Genomic DNA, 17,169 nt, shown 5'->3' with positions numbered 1-17,169 from the left:
AACCGCCCGATCGGCCGGGCAGCTGCCCGCACCGCCGACCGGGCGGCCCGCCCCCTACGACTACTCCGCCTGCCGCGCCACCGCCGCCGCGACCAGCCCCGCGAACAGCGGGTGCGGCCGGGTCGGACGCGACTTCAGCTCCGGGTGGGCCTGCGTGGCGACCAGGTACGGGTGCACGTCCCGCGGGTACTCCACGTACTCGACCAGGTCGCCCTTGGGCGACAGCCCGGAGAACACCAGGCCGGTCTTCTCCAGCTCGCCCCGGTACGAGTTGTTGACCTCGTAGCGGTGCCGGTGCCGCTCCTCGACGTACTGCTCGCCGCCGTAGACCTCGCGGACGATCGAGCCCTCGGCGAGCTTCGCCGGGTAGAGCCCGAGCCGCATCGTGCCGCCCAGGTCGCCCTTGCCGTCGACGATCTCCAACTGCTCCGCCATGGTCGAGATGACCGGGTGCTGCGCCGCCGGGTCGAACTCGGTGGAGTTGGCCTCCGGCAGCCCGGCCAGGTTCCGCGCCGCCTCGATGACCACGCACTGCAGGCCCAGGCACAGCCCCAGCAGCGGGATCTGCTTCTCCCGGCCGTAGGTGATCGCGGCGACCTTGCCGTCCACGCCCCGGTCGCCGAAGCCGCCGGGGATGCAGATCGCGTCCACGTCGCCGAGCTGCTGCTCCGCGCCCTCCGGGGTCCGGCAGTCGTCCGAGGCGACCCACTTGATCTCGACCTTGGCCCGGTTGGCGAAGCCGCCGGCCCGCAGCGCCTCGGTCACCGAGAGGTAGGCGTCCGGCAGGTCGATGTACTTGCCGACCAGCGCGACCTTGACCGTGTGCTCGGGCTCGTGCACCCGGCGCAGCAGGTCGTCCCAGACGGTCCAGTCCACGTCGCGGAAGGCCAGCCCGAGCCGGCGGACCACGTACGCGTCCAGGCCCTCGGTATGCAGCACCTTGGGGATGTCGTAGATCGACGGCGCGTCGATCGCGGCGACCACGGCCTCCTCGTCCACGTCGCACATCAGCGAGATCTTGCGCTTGATGGCCTGCGGGACCTCGCGGTCGGCGCGCAGCACCACCGCGTCCGGCTGGATGCCGATGCTGCGCAGCGCGGCCACCGAGTGCTGGGTGGGCTTGGTCTTCAGCTCGCCCGAGGGGCCGATGTAGGGCAGCAGCGAGACGTGCACGAAGAAGACGTTGTCCCGGCCGACCTCGTGCCGGACCTGGCGCACCGCCTCCAGGAAGGGCAGCGACTCGATGTCGCCGACGGTGCCGCCGACCTCGGTGATCACCACGTCCACGTCGTCGGTCGCCATCCGGCGGATCCGGGACTTGATCTCGTTGGTGATGTGCGGGATGACCTGCACGGTGTCGCCCAGGTACTCGCCGCGCCGCTCCTTGGCGATGACGGTGGAGTACACCTGCCCGGTGGTGACGTTGGCCGAGCCGTGCAGGTTGGTGTCGAGGAAGCGCTCGTAGTGGCCGATGTCGAGGTCCGTCTCGGCGCCGTCGTCGGTCACGAAGACCTCGCCGTGCTGGAACGGGTTCATGGTGCCGGGGTCGACGTTGAGGTACGGGTCCAGCTTCTGCATGGTGACCCGCAGTCCGCGCGCCTTCAGCAGGGCCCCGAGGCTGGAGGCGGTGAGCCCCTTGCCGAGCGAGGAGGCGACGCCCCCGGTGACGAAGAGGTGCTTGGTCGTCGTGTTGCTCCGGCTCGAACTGCCGGAATGGGGCTGTGCCAAAGGGGGGCTCCCGTGGTTGCGTCTTCACGTCGGTGGCGGCCGGACCCCGGGTACCTCCGCGGGGGATGCCGGAGGGCGGGTTGGCGGCGGTGCCTCGCACCAGTCCACGGGGTACCAGCCTATCAGTGACGCGGCGTGATCGCCCTCGCCCGGTCCGGCGGCGGCGCGCCGTGAACCGGGTGTTCCCGAGCACCCCTTCCGGCGTCGTATCCTGCACGGACGCGTTCCCTCACATCAGGAACCCCACAGATCCCCGGCGCACCACTTCACCTGACGGATCGACGGAAGACCCCCGAGGACACGACTCCTTCGCGAGGTTCCTCCCCCACACTGCCCCGCACCGGCGACGCCGTGTATTTCATCGCGTGAACTGGAGACCACATGGCCACCCGCATCGAGGACTACGCCCTCATCGGTGACATGCAGACCGCCGCCCTGGTCAGCAGGGACGGTTCGGTCGACTGGCTCTGCCTGCCGCGGTTCGACTCCCCCGCGGTCTTCGCGGGGCTGCTCGGCACCGACGAGCACGGCTTCTGGCGGATCGGCCCGGCCGAGCCGGTCCCGGACGCGCCGCCCGCGCCGCCGGCGCCGGGACCGGTGGACTTCGACGCCTCCGGCGAGTTCCGGGCGCTGCCGCCGACCGCCGCCGCCCCGGCCCCGCCGGCCACCCGGCGCCGCTACCGCGGCGACTCGCTGATCCTGGAGCAGGAGTGGGACCTGCCCGGCGGGACGGTCCGGGTGATCGACTTCATGCCGCCGCGCGGGCTGCCGGAGCGCGGCGCGGTGCCGCAGATGATCCGCATCGTCGAGGGCGTCAGCGGCCGGGTGCGGATGCGCTCCGCGCTGCGGATGCGCTTCTCCTACGGCCGGATCGTCCCCTGGGTGCACAAGCTGGAGGACCCGGCCGACGACGCCAACGCCCGCACCGTCGCCGTCGCCGGGCCGGACTCGGTCTGGCTGGACGGCGAGGCCGAGACCTACGGCCGCAACCTCACCACCTACGCCGACTTCAGCGTCGAGGCAGGGCAGCGGATCGCCTTCGCGCTGACCTGGCAGCCCTCCCACCTCGGCCCGCCGGACCAGCCGGACGCCGAGGAGGCGCTGGCCACCACCGAGGAGTTCTGGCTCGACTGGGCCTCCCAGTGCACCTACCGCGGCCCCTACCGGGAGGCCGTGGTCCGCTCGCTGATCACCCTCAAGGCCCTCACCTACGCCCCCACCGGCGGCATCGTCGCCGCGCCGACCACCTCGCTGCCCGAGGACATCGGCGGCGAGCGCAACTGGGACTACCGCTACACCTGGCTCCGCGACGCCACCATCACGCTGTCCTCGCTGCTGCGCACCGGCTACCGGGACGAGGCCCGCGCCTGGCGCGAGTGGCTGCTCCGCGCGGTGGCCGGCGACCCGGAGAACCTGCAGATCATGTACGGGATCGCGGGCGAGCGCGAACTGCAGGAGGCCACTCTCGACTGGCTGCCCGGCTACGAGGGCTCCGCCCCGGTCCGGATCGGCAACGGCGCCGCCGACCAGCTCCAGCTGGACGTCTACGGCGAGGTGGTCGAGGCGCTGCACCTGGCCCACATGACCGGCCTGGCCCGCAACGACCACGCCCACCTGCTGCAACTGCGCCTGATCGGCTACCTGGAGCAGCACTGGCGCGAGCCGGACGAGGGCATCTGGGAGGTCCGCGGCCCGCGCCGGCACTTCGTCCACTCCAAGGTGATGGCCTGGGTCGCGGTGGACCGCACCATCCGCATGATCGAGGAGACCCCGCAGGAGGGGCCGCTGGAGCGCTGGCGGCAGCTGCGCGACGACATCCACGAGGACGTCTGCGAGAACGGCTTCGACAAGGACCGCAACACCTTCACCCAGTCCTACGGCTCCCAGGAGCTGGACGCCTCGCTGCTGCTGATCCCGCAGGTGGGCTTTCTGCCGCCGGACGACAAGCGGGTGATCGGCACCATCGAGGCGATCCAGCGCGAGCTGCTCACCAGCGACGGCTTCGTCCTGCGCTACCCGACCAGCGGCGGCGAGGAGGGCCTGGACGGGCTCTCCGGCGACGAGGGCGCGTTCCTGGCCTGCTCGTTCTGGCTGGCCGACGACCTGGCGATGATCGGCCGGGTGGCCGAGGCGCGGCAGCTGTTCGAGAAGCTGCTGTCGATCCGCAACGACGTGGGGCTGCTCGCGGAGGAGTGGGACCCGCGGCTGCAGCGGCAGGTCGGCAACTTCCCGCAGGCCTTCAGCCACGTCCCGCTGATCGACACCGCGCTGCGGCTGAACGCCTGCGGCGGGCTGCCGGACATGTAGCACCGAGAGGACCGCGACCTTTGTATCATTGAGATACAAACTCGGTCCTACCAAGGAGCCACATGCCCGTCACGGCCGCTTCCACGACCGCCGCCACCACGCTGACCGCACGCGCACTGCTGCTCGACATGGACGGGACCCTGGTCGACTCCGGACCGGCGGTGGAACGGGTCTGGCGGGCCTGGGCCCTCGAACACGGCCTGGACGGGGACCAGGTGCTCCAGGTGGTGCACGGCCGCCAGGGCTTCGCCAGCATGGCGATCCTGCTGCCGGACCGCCCGATGGAGCAGAACATCGAGGAGAACGCCCGGATGCTGGTCCTGGAGACGGTGGACACCGAGGGGGTGACCGCCATCGGCGGCGCCGCCGACTTCCTCGCCGCGCTGTCCCTCGGCGGCCTGCCGCACGCCCTGGTCACCTCGGCCGACGACGCGCTGGCGCGGGCCCGGATGGGCGCGGCCGGGTTGGCCCTGCCGCCGGTGGCGGTCACCGCCGAGCACGTCACCCGGAGCAAGCCGGACCCGGAGGGCTTCCTGCTCGGCGCGTCGCTGCTGGGCGTCGCCCCGGCCGACTGCCTGGTGTTCGAGGACTCCGAGGCGGGCGTCGCCGCAGGCCTCGCGGCGGGCATGCGGGTCATCGGCGTGGGCGCCGCCACCACCGGCTACGGCGCGACGGTGTCAGTGGACACCCTGGACCAGGTCACCGTCACAGCCACCGCTTCCGGCACCCTCACCCTCACCGTCACCCCCTAGCCCTCAGCGGCAGCACCCTCAGGGGCGCGGGGAACTGCGCGAAACGAACCCGCACCCAGGACCCCGCCCCCGCTCCCCAGGTCACCGCTCCCCCGTCAGCTCGTCGTACACGCTCAACACCTGGGCCACCGTCGCCGCCTCGTCCGGCCAGGTCGCCGCCTGCAACGGCCCCGCCGCCGCCAGGCAACTGCGCCGGTCCGCGTCGGCGAGCAGCCCGGACACCGCCGCGGCCAGCGCCGTCGGGTCCCCCGGCGGGACCAGCACCGCCGCGTCCCCGACCAGCTCGGGAAGCCCGCCGACGGCCGTGGCTACCACCGGCACCCCCGCCCGCAGCGCCTCCTGGGCGACCAGCGAACGCGCCTCCCAGCGCGAGGGAATCGCCACCAGGTCGGCCGCGACCAGCAGTTCCCGCACGTCGGAGCGCTGCCCCAGCAGCTTCACCCGCAGCTTCTCGGACTTGATCCTGGCCTTCAGCACGCCGTGCTCCGGCCCCTCCCCGGCGATCAGCAGCAGCGGCTCCTCGCCGCCGCGCCAGCCTGACGCCGCGTCAAGCAGCAGATGGAAGTTCTTCTGCGGCACCAGCCGCCCCACCGCCAGCACCAGCGGCCGGTCCGCCCGCTCCCGACTGCCCAGCAGCGACCTGCGGATCTCCTCCCGACTGCGCTCGACCGCGGGCACCGCCTGCGGCGGCGCGGCCACCGGGCCGAGCCTGGCGTCGGCCGCGCCGAGGTCGCGGGCCCGGCTGACCAGGTCGGAGGAGGCGCCGAGGATCAGGTCGGCGGACTTGGCCACCCGACGCTCCATCAGCCGCAGCAGCCTGCGCTCGACCCCGGTCGCCAGGTTGGCGTGGTGGAAGGTGACCACCAGCGGCGTCCCCACCCGCGCGGTGCGCAGCGCCAGGTCGGACAGCAGTGCCGCGCGCAGCCCGTGCGCGTGCACCAGCGAGGCGCGGGCGAAGGCCCGGCGCAGCTCGCCGACCGCCGCCGCGTCGGTGCGCGGGCCGGGAGTGGGGGTGATCTCGACCGGGTGGAACCGGGCCCCGGAGGCGGAGAAGCCGAACATCTCGTCGGTCTCGGCCGGACCGCAGACCGTGACCTCCAGCCCGTGCGCGCTCAACCCCTGGGCCAGCGACCGGACATGGGCGCCGATGCCGCCGGAACTGCCGGCCAGGACGAGGACGGCGTGCAGTTCACCGGTGGGGGCTGCCGAGGTGTGCTCCACGGTCCGGTTCGTCTCCCCTGCAGTGGTGGTGGGTGGGCCGACCCGGCCGAGGCGGCCGGCGCGGCACAACAATGCCAGCTCGGGCCCGGTCTTGGACAGTCGGCGGCGGTGCCGCGGACCGCACGGACCGGGTCCGCTCACCCGTTCGGCGGCGCTACCGTCCGTGCGGCGGCGAGCAGTTCCTCGGCGTGGGCGCGGCCCAGTTCCGAGTCCTCCAGACCGGCCAGCATCCGGGACAGCTCCCTGACCCGCTCGGCGTCACTGAGCGTGGTCACGCCGCTGCGGGTGACCGAACCGTCCACGGTCTTCTCCACCACCAGGTGCCGGTCCGCGAACGCGGCGACCTGAGGCAAGTGGGTGACCACGATCACCTGCGAGGTCCGGGCGAGCCGCGCCAGCCGGCGGCCGACCTCGACCGCGGCCTTGCCGCCGACCCCGGCGTCCACCTCGTCGAACAGATAGGTCGGCACCGGGTCCGCCCCGGCGAAGACCACCTCGACCGCCAGCATCACCCGGGACAGCTCACCACCGGACGCGCCCTTGGCGATCGGACGCGGCGGCGCGCCCGGGTGCGGGGCGAGCAGCACCTCGACCTCGTCCACCCCGTACGGGCCGAAGTCGGCGGCGGCGGTGATGCCGAAGCTGACCCTGGCGTGCGGCATGGCCAGCTCGGTCAGCTCGGCGGTGACCGCCTTGGCGAAGTCCTCGGCGGCGGCCCTCCTGGCCTCGGTGAGCTGCCCGGCGAGCGCGGACACCGCTCCGTGCAGGGACTGCTGCTCCGTTTCGAGAGCACTGATCGTGTCGTCGTCGCCGTCCAGCTCGGTCAGCCGGAGCGCGGCGCTCTCGGCCCAGGCCAGGACCTGGTCCAGGCCGCCGTCCGGGCTGCCGTACTTGCGGACCAGGTGCGCCAGCACCGCCCGGCGCTCCTCCACCGCGGCCAGCCGGGCCGGGTCGGCGTCCAGGTCGTCGGCGTAGCCGGCCAGGTCCCCGCCGATGTCGGAGAGCAGGTAGCCGACCTCGCCCAGCCGGTCTGCCAGCGCCGCCAGCCGCTGGTCGTGCCCGCGCACCGACTCCAGCGCCCGCCGGGCCTGCGCCAGCAGCGTCCCCGCGTCCACCGCGTCCTGGTCGGACGGGTCCCCGGCCAGCGCGCCGTGCGCCAGGCTGGCGGCCGAGGACAGCGCGTCGGCGTGCCCCAGCCGCTCGGACTCGGCGGCCAGCTCCAGGTCCTCGTGCGCGACCGGCTCGGCCGCAGCGACCTCGTCCAGGCCGAACCGCAGCAGGTCGGCCTCCTGGGCCCGCTCCCTGGCCCGGGTGGTCAGCTCGTCCAGCCGGGCGCCGACCTCGCGCAGCCGACGGAACGCCAGCTGGTACTCCGTCAGCAGCCCGGCCACGGTCCCGCCCGCGTAGCGGTCCAGCGCGCCGCGCTGCCGCGCGGGCTGCAGCAGCCGCTGCTGGTCGGTCTGCCCGTGCACCGCGATCAGGTCCTCGCCCAGGGTGGCCAGCAGGCTCACCGGCACCGAGCGGCCCCCGACATGCGCCCGGGACCGACCCTCGGCCGAGACCGTACGGCTGATCAGCAGGGCGTCCTCGTCCAGCTCGGCCCCGGCGTCCACCGCGCGCTGCGCGGCCTGGGTCCCGTCGGCGAAGGCCACCCGGCCCTCGACCACGGCCCGTTCGGCGCCGTTGCGGACCAGGCCCGGATCGGCCCGGCCGCCCAGCAGCAGGCCGAGGCTGGTGACCACCATCGTCTTTCCGGCCCCGGTCTCGCCGGTGACCACGGTGAAGCCGGGCGAGAGCTCGACCACGGCGTCCTCGATCACGCCGAGTGACCGTATCCGCATCTCTTCCAGACGGGGACGCCCGTTGCCGCTACTGCCGTCGACCTGCACCGTTTCCTCGGCTCCCATGTGTGTGCTCTCGTTCCGGTGCGAGCGTAGTGGCCCGCGGACCGCACCGTGCACCTGATCCCGGGCGTTCACTCGGCGCCGCGCCAACCCGTCACCGGCAGTTCGAACTTGGCGACGAGACGGTCGGTGAACGGCGCCCGGTGCAGCCGGGCCAGCAGCACCGGGATGCTGCCCCTGCGGACCTCCACCCGGGCCCCCGGCGGCAGGTCCACGGTCCGCCGCCCGTCGCACCAGAGCACCCCGTGCGGCGTCCTGGCCTGCACCTCGACCGCGAGCACCGAGTGCGGGGAGGTCACCAGCGGCTTGGCGAACAGCGCGTGCGCGCTGATCGGCACCATCAGCAGCGCCTCCACCTCCGGCCAGACCACCGGCCCCCCGGCCGAGAAGGCGTAGGCGGTGGAGCCGGTCGGGGTGGCGCAGACCACCCCGTCGCAGCCGAAGGTCGACACCGGACGGCCGTCGACCTCGGTCACCACCTCGATCATGCGTTCGCGTGATGCCTTTTCCACCGACGCCTCGTTCAGCGCCCAGTCGCGGTGCACGATCCGGCCGTCCGTTCGGACCAGCACGTCGAGGGTCATCCGCTGCTCGACCTCGTAGTCCTGGTCCACCACCCGCTCGACGACCTTGGCCAGGTCCTCGCGCTCGGCCTCGGCCAGGAAGCCCACCCGGCCCAGGTTGACGCCGAGCATCGGCACCCCGGACTCCCGGGACAGCTCCGCCCCGCGCAGCAGCGTGCCGTCGCCGCCGAGCACCAGGATCAGCTCACAGCCCTCGACCGCGCCGGGGCCGGTCGGCACCGACTCCACCCCGGCCGGAAAACCCATGTCGGGTGCCTCCGCGGCCAGCACCCGGAGCCGGATCCCAGCTTCGAGCAACCCCTCCACCAGGCTCTCGACGCTCTGCAGTGCCTCCGCGCGACCGGTGTGCGCGAGCAGGAAGACCGTACGGTCGCTCATCTGTTCCTCCAGCGCGTGCCCGAACGCCCTCGGCCCGGCCCGCGCCTCCCCCTCATGAGATGGGACTGGTCATGAACTGGTGCAGTCCTTCGACCTTACCGGCTGGAAGCCCCGACTACTGCGGTCCCTCGGCGACCGCCCGCTGTGCGTCGGCCACGTCCAGCGGCCCGGCGTCGCGCCGGAACCAGAGGAAGTACTCCACGTTCCCGGACGGCCCCGGCAGCGGGCTGGCGACCACCCCGCGCACCCCGAGCCCCAGTGCGGCGCCCTGACCGGCCACCTTCTCGATCATCTCCTGGCGCAGCGCGGCACTGCGGACCACCCCGCCGCTGCCGAGCCGCTCCTTGCCAACCTCGAACTGCGGCTTCACCATCAGCACCAGGTCGCCGTCCGGCGCGGTGCAGCGCGCCAGCGCGGGCAGCACCAGGCCGAGCGGGATGAACGACAGGTCACTGACCACCAGGTCCACCGGCGTCCCGTCGATCTGATCGACCGTCAACTCGCGGACGTTGGTCCGGTCCAGCACGGTCACCCGGTCGTCGCTCTGCAACGACCAGGCCAGCTGCCCGTAGCCGACGTCCACCGCGAGCACCCGGTCCACCCCGGCCCGCAGCAGCACGTCGGTGAACCCGCCGGTGGACGCGCCCGCGTCCAGGCAGCGGCGGCCCGCGAGGGCCAGCCCCTCCGGCACGAACGCGGCCAGCGCGCCGGCCAGCTTGTGGCCGCCGCGGGAGACGTAGTCGGGGTCGTTGTCGTCCTTGGCGACCACGACCGCCGCCGCGGTCTCCACCTGCGTGGCCGGCTTGGTCGCGGTCGTGCCGCCCACGGTGACCCGCCCGGCGGCGATCAGCTCACTGGCGTGCTCCCGGGAGCGGGCGAGCTTCCGGCGGACCAGCTCTGCGTCCAGACGGCGTCGTGCGACTGCCACGTGCGGTTCAGCTCCTGCGGGGTTGGGGTTGGTTGGGATGGGATCGGGGTCCGTCACTGGTTGGGGCGGGGCTCGTCCAGTCCCTTCAGGGTGTCACGCAGCACCTGGTGCACGCCCTCGTACACCTCGGCATGCGCCTCCACCGGCACCCCGTCCAACTCCCCGAGCCGAGCCAGCGCGGCATCGACCGGCCCGTGCCCGGTCTCCACCGGCCCGAGGGACGCCTGCGGCGGCAGCTCGGACGCGGCGGGAGGCGGCGGCAGCAGCCGAGGAGCGGCCGGTGCGGGCGCGGGGACCGCCCGCACGGGCGGCCCCGGGCGGGGTCCGGGCGACGGCTGGGACCCAGGTGCCGGGTGAGGTCCGGGCGACGGCTGGGCCCCGGGTGCCGGGTGGGACTCAGTCATCGGCGGTGCCTGCCTGCTTCGGCTGCGCCTTCTTGGCGGCGGACCGCTTCGCTGCAGCGGTCTTCGCGACACCCCCGGCGGTGCCCTTGGCAGGCGGCGCGGCCTGCTCCGCAGCGGGCTTCACGGCCACGACCTTCTTGGCCGGAGCCTTCTGCGCAGCGACCTTCCTCGGGCTCGCCTTCCCGGCGGGAGACCCCGTGGAGGCAGCCTTCCCTGGAGGGGACGCCGTGGGGACGGCCTTCGCCGCAGGAGGCTCCGCAGCAGGCTTCCTTGCCACAACCTTCTTCGCCGGAGCCTTCTGCGCAGCAGCCTTCCTAGCCGCAGCAACCTTCCTCGCCGCAGGTTCCCGCTTCGTCGCAGCCACCTCCGCCGCCAGCGGCTCCTGCTTCGCCGCAGTGGCCTTCTTCGCCGCCGGGGCCCGCTTCGCCGCAGGCGTCTTCCGTGCGGCGGTCGACTTCGCCCCAGCCTCCGCAGGCCTCGCCGCCCCCGCGGCCCTCCGCTCTGCCGCCTTCTTCATCCCCGGCACGGCCGCCCTCCGCCGCTCCGCCGCCGCGGCCACCTCCGGGTCCTCGTCCACGACCACCCGCACCGGCCGAGGCGCAGTGCCGGTCCGCTGCCGGGGCGCGGGGAACGCCTGCTCCGCCCGCGCCGTGTCCGCCCGCGCCGCCGCAGGCCCCCGCTGCTCCGCCGCGGTCGCACCCGCCTCCCCGCCGCCCTGCAACTGCCGAACCTGCTGCTCCAGGAACTCCAGCACCACGCCGACCTGCACGACCCCGTCCCCCAGCCGGCTCCACACCCGGTCGGCCTCGCCGCGGACCACGCCGACGACCCCGGCCACAACCTCCTGCACCGGCTCCGGAACCCGCTCGCGCAGCTCGTCCTCGGCGCGCCTCCGCGCTCCGTCGACCACCACGACGACCCCGGTCGCGGCATCCGCCGCGACCTTGAGGCAGTCACGCACAACGTCGCGCATCCGTCTCACCCTCTCTCCGCCACATCCGACGTCACGTCGGAACATCGGACTTTCACCATCCGGCTTCCCGCCCGCCCCCGACGCTACCGCCTCACCAGCCCGTCCGCGTCGCCCCGCGCGCCGCTGCGGTAGCGTCGGCCAGGCAGGTACCCGACAGAACATCAGGAGCACACCGCACCATGGCCAACCCCGCCGAATGCCGCGCGGCACTGGAGCAGCTCAGCCGGAACCTCGGCAAGGCCGAGGGCGACGTCCGCACCGCGGCCTCCCTGGACCGCTCGCTCAGCTGCTGGATCACCGACCTGGACATCACCTTCACCGGACGCCTCCAGGGCGGCAGCATCACCGGCCTGACCGAGGCCCCCGGCCGCCCCGCCGAGAAGGCGCAGATCGGGTTGTCGATGTCCGGCGACGACCTGGTGGACCTGGTCGCGGGCAAGCTCAACTTCGCCTCGGCCTGGGCGACCGGACGGGTCAAGCTCGACGCCGGCATCCGCGACCTGCTCCAGCTCCGCAAGCTGCTCTAGGCTCCGGGAGCCCGACGGCTCAGAGGCCCAGCTCGGCCAGCGCCTCGCGCCACTTCGGCGTGCCGCCGCCCGCGTCCGCCGCCGCCCAGGCCACCGCGCACAGCGCCCGCAGCCCGTCGCAGGGGTCCTCCCCGCGCTCCCCGCCCAGGCTGATCGCGCCGTCGGCGACCGTCGCGGTCCACCCGCCGCAGCGGTACGAGCCGTCCGCCCCGGCGACCAGCTCCGGCTGCACCCGCAGCAGTCCGCGCAGGTCGGCGGCCAGGTAGGTGGGCCGGTACTTCGCCGGGGCCTCCGGCAGCTCCTCGGGCCGGCTGACCCCGGTGAACACCAGCAGGCTGTCCACCCCGCCGTTGAACGCGCCCTCGATGTCGGTGTCCAGCCGGTCGCCGACCACCAACGGCCGCTTCGCGCCGGTCCGGATCACCGTCTCCCTGTGCATCGGCGGCAGCGGCTTCCCGGCCACCTCCGGGTCCACCCCGGTGGCCGTGCGGACCGCCGCGACCAGCGTCCCGTTGCCCGGCGCGGTGCCGCGCGCGGTCGGAATGGTCAGGTCGGTGTTGGACGCCACCCAGGGCAGCCCGGACGCCACCGCGTAGGAGGCCTCGGCCAGCTCCTGCCAGCCCACGGTCGGGTCGTAGCCCTGCACCACCGCCGCCGGTCCCTCGTCCAGCGAACGGACCGGGCGCAGCCCGCGCTCCCGTACCGCCTCGACCAGGCCCTCGCCGCCGATCACCAGCACCGCCGCGCCCTCGGGCACCTTCCCGGCCACCACCCGTGCCGCCGCCTGCGCCGAGGTGATCACGTCGCCCGGCTCCGCGGCCACGCCCAGCTCGCTCAGGTGCGCGGCCACGGCCTGCGGGGTGCGGGAGGCGTTGTTGGTGACGTAGGCGAGCTTCATCCCCGCCTCGCGCGCCTCGGCCAGGGACTCCACCGCGTGCTCGATCGCTCGCGGACCCGCGTACACCACGCCGTCCAGGTCGAGCAGGGCGGTGTCGTAGCTCAGGTGCAGCGGCTGCTCAGGCATCTGGTGTCTTCCTCGTCGTCCGGGCTTCACTCGTCCTGCTGGTCCCGCCCATCCTGCCCGACGTCGCGGAAACCCCCGGCACGGGCCTTCAGGGTCGCCCGGGTCTGCTTCAGCGCCGCGCCGTAGTGGGCGATGTCCGGACGCATCGCGACCGCCAGTGCCAGGTGCACCGCCGACACCTCGAAGTCCCCGGTCCGCGCCGCCGCCAGACCCCAGCCGAACTGCGCGTAGTCGTTCGCCGGATCCGCCTCCGCGACCTCCCGGAAGTTCTCCAGCGCCGCGGCGTACGCACCGGCGTCGAACTGCGCTCGGGCCAGCGTCTCCCTGATCGCCGTCGACCCCGGCTCGGCTTCCGCCGCCCGCCTCAGCAGCTGCTCGGCCGCCGCGGGGTGCCCGGTGTCCAGCAGCTCGCTCCCGCGCCGGAACCAGTCGTACACCTCACCCGCCGGAACGCCCTCGTCACTCCGCGCCCGCTCCCGCATCGCGGCTCCTCTCCGATCACCCGTCCGGGCATACCCGATTAACATGCCCAGAGTGAGAGCAGTCAGTGCAGACGATCAAGCAGAATTCCGCCCCGCCGGAGCCGACCCGCACGCCGGTCCCGGCGCCGACGCCGACCCGGGCTGGGGCGATGCCGGTCGGGTGGCGGCGGCCGGGCTGTCGCTGGCCCCGTTCCGGGGCCTGCGCTACAACCCGGACCGGGTCAGCTCACTGGCTGCCGTCACCTCCCCGCCCTACGACGTGGTCGACCCCGACGGACGGCTGCGGCTGGAGACCGGGGACCCGCACAACATCGTCCGGCTGATCCTGCCCCGCCCCCAGCCCACCCCCGAGAGCGGCTACCGGCACGCCGCCCGGCTGCTCTCCGACTGGCAGCGCACCGGCGTGCTCGCCGCCGACGCCGACGCCGCCCTCTACGTCTACGAGCAGCAGTCCCCGCCCGAGGACGGCGGCGGCCTGCAACGCGGCCTGATCGGCGCCCTCGCCGTGAGCGACCCGGGCGCGGGCGTGGTGCTCCCGCACGAGGACGTGATGCCGCGACCGGTCGCCGACCGGGTCGGCCTGATGCGCACCACCAAGGCCAATCTGGAACCGCTGCTGCTCACCTACCGCGGCGACGGTGGCGCAGCCGAGGTGGTCGAGCGCACCGCCGCCGGGGAGCCGCTGCTCACCAGCACCACCGCCGACGGCACCCGGCACCGGCTCTGGTCCGTCACCGACCCGGCCGACCTCGCCGCCGTCGGCACCGACCTGGCCACCTGCCGCGCCCTGATCGCGGACGGGCACCACCGCTGGGCCATGTACCTGCGGCTGCAACGGGAACACCGGCACCTGGCGCACAGCCCCTGGGACCGGGGCATGGTGCTGCTGGTCGACACCGCCCGCTACCCGCTCCGGGTCCGGGCCATCCACCGGGTGCTGCACCGGCTCCCGCCGGACCGGGCGCTGGCCGCCCTCGGCGCCGCCTGGGAGGTCAAGGACCTCGGCCCGTCGCAGGACGACGCCCTGGACGCCCTCGCCGCCGCCAAGGCGACCGGCGCCAACGCCTTCGTGCTGGCCGGGGACGGCGCCTTCCGCCTGCTCACGGGACCCGACCGGGCCACCCTCGACGCCGCCGTCCCGGCCGACCGCCCCGAGGAGTACCGCAGGCTGGACGCCACCGTGCTGCACTCGGTCCTGCTGGACCGGGTCTGGCGGGTGCCGGACTCCCCCGAGCACATCGGCTACCTCCACGACACCACGGCGGCGGTCCGCGAGGCCGCCAGGGACGGCGGCACCGCCGTGCTGCTGCACCCGGTCGAGGAGGGCGTGGTCCGCCGCCTGGCCGAGCAGGGCGTCACCATGCCGCGCAAGTCCACGTCCTTCGGCCCCAAGCCGGCCACCGGCCTGGTCCTGCGCAGCCTGCTGCTGCGCTGACACGGCTGTGGCCCGCACCGGGGAACACCCGGTGCGGGCCACAGCCGCTCTACTCAGTCCAGCGCGATGTCCGGACGGTCACGATTACTCGGCGGCGGGGCTAGCGAACCCCTCCTCCTCGTCCTCTTCGTCGTCATCGTCGTAGTAGTCCTCGCCCTCACCCTCGGCGAACTCGGAGTCGTCCTCGTCGTCCCCGGCCTCGTCCACGACCTCAGCCGTGGCCTTGACTCCGTCCTCCACCTCGACGTCCGGGTCGAGCGCGTCCACGAACTCGATGCCGTCGATCTCGGCCAGCCGCTCCGCCGCGTTGGTCGAGCCGTTCTGGTCGGCCTCGGCCGCCTTCGCGAACCACTCGCGCGCCTCGTCCGCGCGACCCGCGCCGATCAGCGCGTCCGCGTAGGCGTAGCGGAGCCGGGCGGTCCACGGCTGCACCGCGTTCGAGCCCAGCTCGGCGCACTCCAGCGTCACCACGGCGGCCTCGAACTGCTCCATGTCGCTGCGCGCACCGGCCGCGACCAGGCGCATCTCGATCTGCCCGGCCTTGTCCAGCTGCTTCACCTCGGGCGCGCCCGCCATCTCCAGCGCCCGCTCCGGACGGCCGAGACCGCGCTCGCAGTCCGCCATCACCGGCCACAGCTCGGCCGAACCGGTCATCCGACGCGACGCGCGGAACTCGGTCAGCGCCTCCGAGTAACGCTCCGTCACATAGGAGGCGAACCCGGCAGCCTCACGCACCGCCGCGACCCGGGAGGCCAGCCGCAGCGCGACCCGGGAGTAGGCGTAGGCCTCCTCCGGCTCGGCGTCCAGCAGGCGCGCGACCATCACCAGGTTCTTGGCGACGTCCTCGGCCAGCGTCTTCGGCAGGCTCATCAGCTCCTGGCGCACATCACCGTCGATCTCCTGCCCGGTGATGTCCTCGTCGATCGGCAGCCGACGCACCGGCTCACTACGCTGCTCGTCCCGCTGGTAACCCCCGCCACCGGACGACGCCCGGTCGTCACGACGGGGACCGCGGTCGTCACGGTCCCGGCCGAACCCACCGCCCCCGCGGGGCCGGTCGTCACGGCGCGGGCCACGGTCGTCCCGGTCCCGGTTGAACGACGGCCGCTCGTCACGGCGGAACCCACCACCGCTGGACGGACGGTCGTCACGACGGGGGCCACGGTCATCGCGGTCACGGTCCCGGTTGAACGAGGGCCGCTCGTCCCGACGGAAGCCGCCACCGCCGGAGGGCCGGTCGTCCCGACGCGGACCACGGTCGTCACGATCCCGGTTGAACGAAGGCCGGTCATCGCGACGCGGGCCGCGGTCGTCACGGTTGAAGCCACCGCCACCACGCGGGCGGTCGTCGCGGTTGTACCCGCCGCCGAAGGACGGACGGTCGTCACGACGGGGGCCACGGTCATCGCGGTCACGGTCCCGGTTGAACGAGGGCCGCTCGTCCCGACGGAAGCCGCCACCGCCGGAGGGCCGGTCGTCACGACGGGGTCCACGGTCATCGCGGTCCCGGTTGAACGAGGGCCGCTCATCGCGACGGAAGTTACCGCCCCCGGACGACGGCCGGTCATCGCGGCGCGGACCACGGTCGTCGCGGTTGAAGCCACCACCGCCACCACGGGGCCGGTCGTCGCGGTTGTACCCGCCGCCGAAGGACGGACGGTCATCACGACGGGGGCCACGGTCATCACGGTCACGGTTGAACGAAGGCCGCTCATCACGACGGAAGTTACCGCCCCCGGAGGGCCGGTCGTCCCGACGCGGACCACGGTCGTCACGGTTGAAGCCACCGCCACCACGCGGGCGGTCGTCACGGTTGTACCCGCCGTCGAAGGACGGACGCTCGTCACGACGGAAACCACCACCACCGGACGAGGGCCGGTCATCGCGACGCGGGCCACGGTCGTCCCGGTCCCGGTCACGGTTAAAGGAGGGCCGCTCGTCGCGACGGAAGCCGCCACCGCCCGAGGACGGACGGTCGTCCCGACGCGGGCCACGGTCGTCACGGTTGAAGCCACCACCGCCACCACGGGGCCGGTCGTCGCGGTTGTACCCGCCGCCGGACGACGGACGCTCGTCACGGCGGTAACTACCGCCGCCGCCCGACGACGGGCGGTCGTCGCGGCGGGGGCCGCCACGGTCATCGCGGTTGTAGCTGCCACCGCGGTTGTACCCACCGCCAGAGGGGCGGTCGTCGCGGCGCGGGGCGCGGTCGTCACGGTTGTAGCCGCCACCACGGGAGTCACGCCGGCCCGCGCCGCCCCCCGCACCCTGCGATCCGTCGCCCGAGCGGCGCTCCGGGCGTCCCTGAGGGGGGTTAGACATTGACGTGACTCCTTCTGGTGTACCTGCGACATCTTGGTGACGGCGCTCTCGGCCACATCACCACACTCATTGTCCCGCACTCGGCGGGTGCCCGCTCACGTGCTGCGAGCCGGCTCCGTACGGTCCTGCAAAACACAAAAAGCCGCGGCACCAGCAAATCGCTGGGGCCGCGGCTCTGAATGATTGTTCGGCGGCGTCCT

General features: G+C 73.7%; 14 protein-coding genes and 1 pseudogene. 4 read left to right on the top strand and 11 right to left on the bottom strand.

Annotation, left to right across the window (positions count from 1 at the left end; translation table 11 throughout):
- Positions 1–60: 60 nt before the first annotated feature.
- A complete protein-coding gene (locus tag ACEZDE_RS29175; RefSeq protein ID WP_380542396.1) occupies positions 61–1,728 on the bottom strand; it encodes a CTP synthase in 1,668 nt (555 codons plus the stop codon).
- Between the two features lie 381 nt (positions 1,729–2,109).
- On the opposite strand from ACEZDE_RS29175, the gene ACEZDE_RS29170 reads away from it, so the two are divergent.
- Both ACEZDE_RS29170 and ACEZDE_RS29165 read left to right on the top strand, forming a co-directional pair.
- Complete coding sequence (locus tag ACEZDE_RS29170; RefSeq protein ID WP_380542393.1) at positions 2,110–4,035, top strand: glycoside hydrolase family 15 protein; 1,926 nt, start codon at positions 2,110–2,112, stop codon at positions 4,033–4,035.
- Positions 4,036–4,097: 62 nt separating this feature from the next.
- The gene (locus tag ACEZDE_RS29165; RefSeq protein ID WP_380542390.1) at positions 4,098–4,787 is read left to right on the top strand and encodes an HAD-IA family hydrolase; all 690 of its coding nucleotides are present in this window, start codon (positions 4,098–4,100) and stop codon (positions 4,785–4,787) included.
- Positions 4,788–4,868: 81 nt separating this feature from the next.
- Here ACEZDE_RS29165 and ACEZDE_RS29160 read toward each other — a convergent pair whose 3' ends face one another.
- The 6 genes from ACEZDE_RS29160 to ACEZDE_RS29135 all read right to left on the bottom strand — a co-directional run bounded on the left by ACEZDE_RS29160 (position 4,869) and on the right by ACEZDE_RS29135 (position 11,179).
- Positions 4,869–6,008: a glycosyltransferase family 4 protein gene (locus ACEZDE_RS29160; protein ID WP_380542387.1), complete on the bottom strand. Its 1,140-nt coding sequence runs from the start codon at positions 6,006–6,008 to the stop codon at positions 4,869–4,871.
- A gap of 137 nt (positions 6,009–6,145) precedes the next feature.
- Entirely contained in the window at positions 6,146–7,849 is a 1,704-nt protein-coding gene (recN, locus tag ACEZDE_RS29155; RefSeq protein WP_380542628.1) for a DNA repair protein RecN, read from the bottom strand.
- A gap of 134 nt (positions 7,850–7,983) precedes the next feature.
- Positions 7,984–8,874, bottom strand: a complete 891-nt coding sequence (locus ACEZDE_RS29150; protein ID WP_380542384.1) for an NAD kinase — start codon at positions 8,872–8,874, stop codon at positions 7,984–7,986.
- Positions 8,875–8,989: 115 nt separating this feature from the next.
- Positions 8,990–9,802 carry a TlyA family RNA methyltransferase gene (locus tag ACEZDE_RS29145; protein WP_380542381.1) on the bottom strand — a complete coding sequence of 271 codons (813 nt, stop codon included), beginning with the start codon at positions 9,800–9,802 and terminating at the stop codon, positions 8,990–8,992.
- 53 nt (positions 9,803–9,855) lie between these two features.
- The gene (locus ACEZDE_RS29140; RefSeq protein WP_380542378.1) at positions 9,856–10,107 is read right to left on the bottom strand and encodes a hypothetical protein; all 252 of its coding nucleotides are present in this window, start codon (positions 10,105–10,107) and stop codon (positions 9,856–9,858) included.
- A 91-nt stretch (positions 10,108–10,198) separates the two neighbouring features.
- Positions 10,199–11,179: a hypothetical protein gene (locus ACEZDE_RS29135; RefSeq protein WP_380542375.1), complete on the bottom strand. Its 981-nt coding sequence runs from the start codon at positions 11,177–11,179 to the stop codon at positions 10,199–10,201.
- Between the two features lie 179 nt (positions 11,180–11,358).
- On the opposite strand from ACEZDE_RS29135, the gene ACEZDE_RS29130 reads away from it, so the two are divergent.
- Positions 11,359–11,706, top strand: coding sequence for a sterol-binding protein (locus ACEZDE_RS29130; protein WP_380542372.1), 348 nt, complete (start codon positions 11,359–11,361; stop codon positions 11,704–11,706).
- A 19-nt stretch (positions 11,707–11,725) separates the two neighbouring features.
- Here ACEZDE_RS29130 and ACEZDE_RS29125 read toward each other — a convergent pair whose 3' ends face one another.
- Together ACEZDE_RS29125 and ACEZDE_RS29120 are read right to left on the bottom strand one after the other, a co-directional pair.
- The gene (locus ACEZDE_RS29125; RefSeq protein WP_380542369.1) at positions 11,726–12,730 is read right to left on the bottom strand and encodes an HAD-IIA family hydrolase; all 1,005 of its coding nucleotides are present in this window, start codon (positions 12,728–12,730) and stop codon (positions 11,726–11,728) included.
- 26 nt (positions 12,731–12,756) lie between these two features.
- Positions 12,757–13,212, bottom strand: coding sequence for a tetratricopeptide repeat protein (locus tag ACEZDE_RS29120; protein ID WP_380542366.1), 456 nt, complete (start codon positions 13,210–13,212; stop codon positions 12,757–12,759).
- A 175-nt stretch (positions 13,213–13,387) separates the two neighbouring features.
- Between ACEZDE_RS29120 and ACEZDE_RS29115 the strand changes: the two genes are divergently transcribed.
- A complete protein-coding gene (locus tag ACEZDE_RS29115) occupies positions 13,388–14,647 on the top strand; it encodes a DUF1015 family protein (RefSeq protein ID WP_380542625.1) in 1,260 nt (419 codons plus the stop codon).
- An 84-nt stretch (positions 14,648–14,731) separates the two neighbouring features.
- On the opposite strand, the gene ACEZDE_RS29110 is transcribed toward ACEZDE_RS29115, so the two are convergent.
- On the bottom strand, positions 14,732–15,532 hold the full coding sequence (locus ACEZDE_RS29110; RefSeq protein ID WP_380542621.1) for a hypothetical protein: 801 nt from the start codon (positions 15,530–15,532) through the stop codon (positions 14,732–14,734).
- 183 nt (positions 15,533–15,715) lie between these two features.
- Positions 15,716–16,591, bottom strand: a pseudogene (locus ACEZDE_RS33785) (hypothetical protein); the annotation flags it as partial.
- Positions 16,592–17,169 lie beyond the last annotated feature (578 nt).

It is taken from the genome of Streptacidiphilus cavernicola (genome assembly GCF_042510955.1).
Taxonomy (GTDB): Bacteria; Actinomycetota; Actinomycetes; order Streptomycetales; family Streptomycetaceae; genus Streptacidiphilus; species Streptacidiphilus cavernicola.
This window is presented reverse-complemented; position numbering and strand designations above follow the sequence as displayed.

Bases quoted from the DNA above. Each gene is read 5' to 3' on its own strand.
- ACEZDE_RS29165 (WP_380542390.1), top strand. From the start codon at position 4,098: ATGCCCGTCACGGCCGCTTCCACGACCGCCGCCACCACGCTGACCGCA.
- ACEZDE_RS29120 (WP_380542366.1), bottom strand. From the start codon at position 13,212: ATGCGGGAGCGGGCGCGGAGTGACGAGGGCGTTCCGGCGGGTGAGGTG.
- ACEZDE_RS29130 (WP_380542372.1), top strand. From the start codon at position 11,359: ATGGCCAACCCCGCCGAATGCCGCGCGGCACTGGAGCAGCTCAGCCGG.
- ACEZDE_RS29135 (WP_380542375.1), bottom strand. From the start codon at position 11,179: ATGCGCGACGTTGTGCGTGACTGCCTCAAGGTCGCGGCGGATGCCGCG.
- ACEZDE_RS29170 (WP_380542393.1), top strand. From the start codon at position 2,110: ATGGCCACCCGCATCGAGGACTACGCCCTCATCGGTGACATGCAGACC.
- ACEZDE_RS29125 (WP_380542369.1), bottom strand. From the start codon at position 12,730: ATGCCTGAGCAGCCGCTGCACCTGAGCTACGACACCGCCCTGCTCGAC.
- recN (WP_380542628.1), bottom strand. From the start codon at position 7,849: ATGCGGATACGGTCACTCGGCGTGATCGAGGACGCCGTGGTCGAGCTC.
- ACEZDE_RS29150 (WP_380542384.1), bottom strand. From the start codon at position 8,874: ATGAGCGACCGTACGGTCTTCCTGCTCGCGCACACCGGTCGCGCGGAG.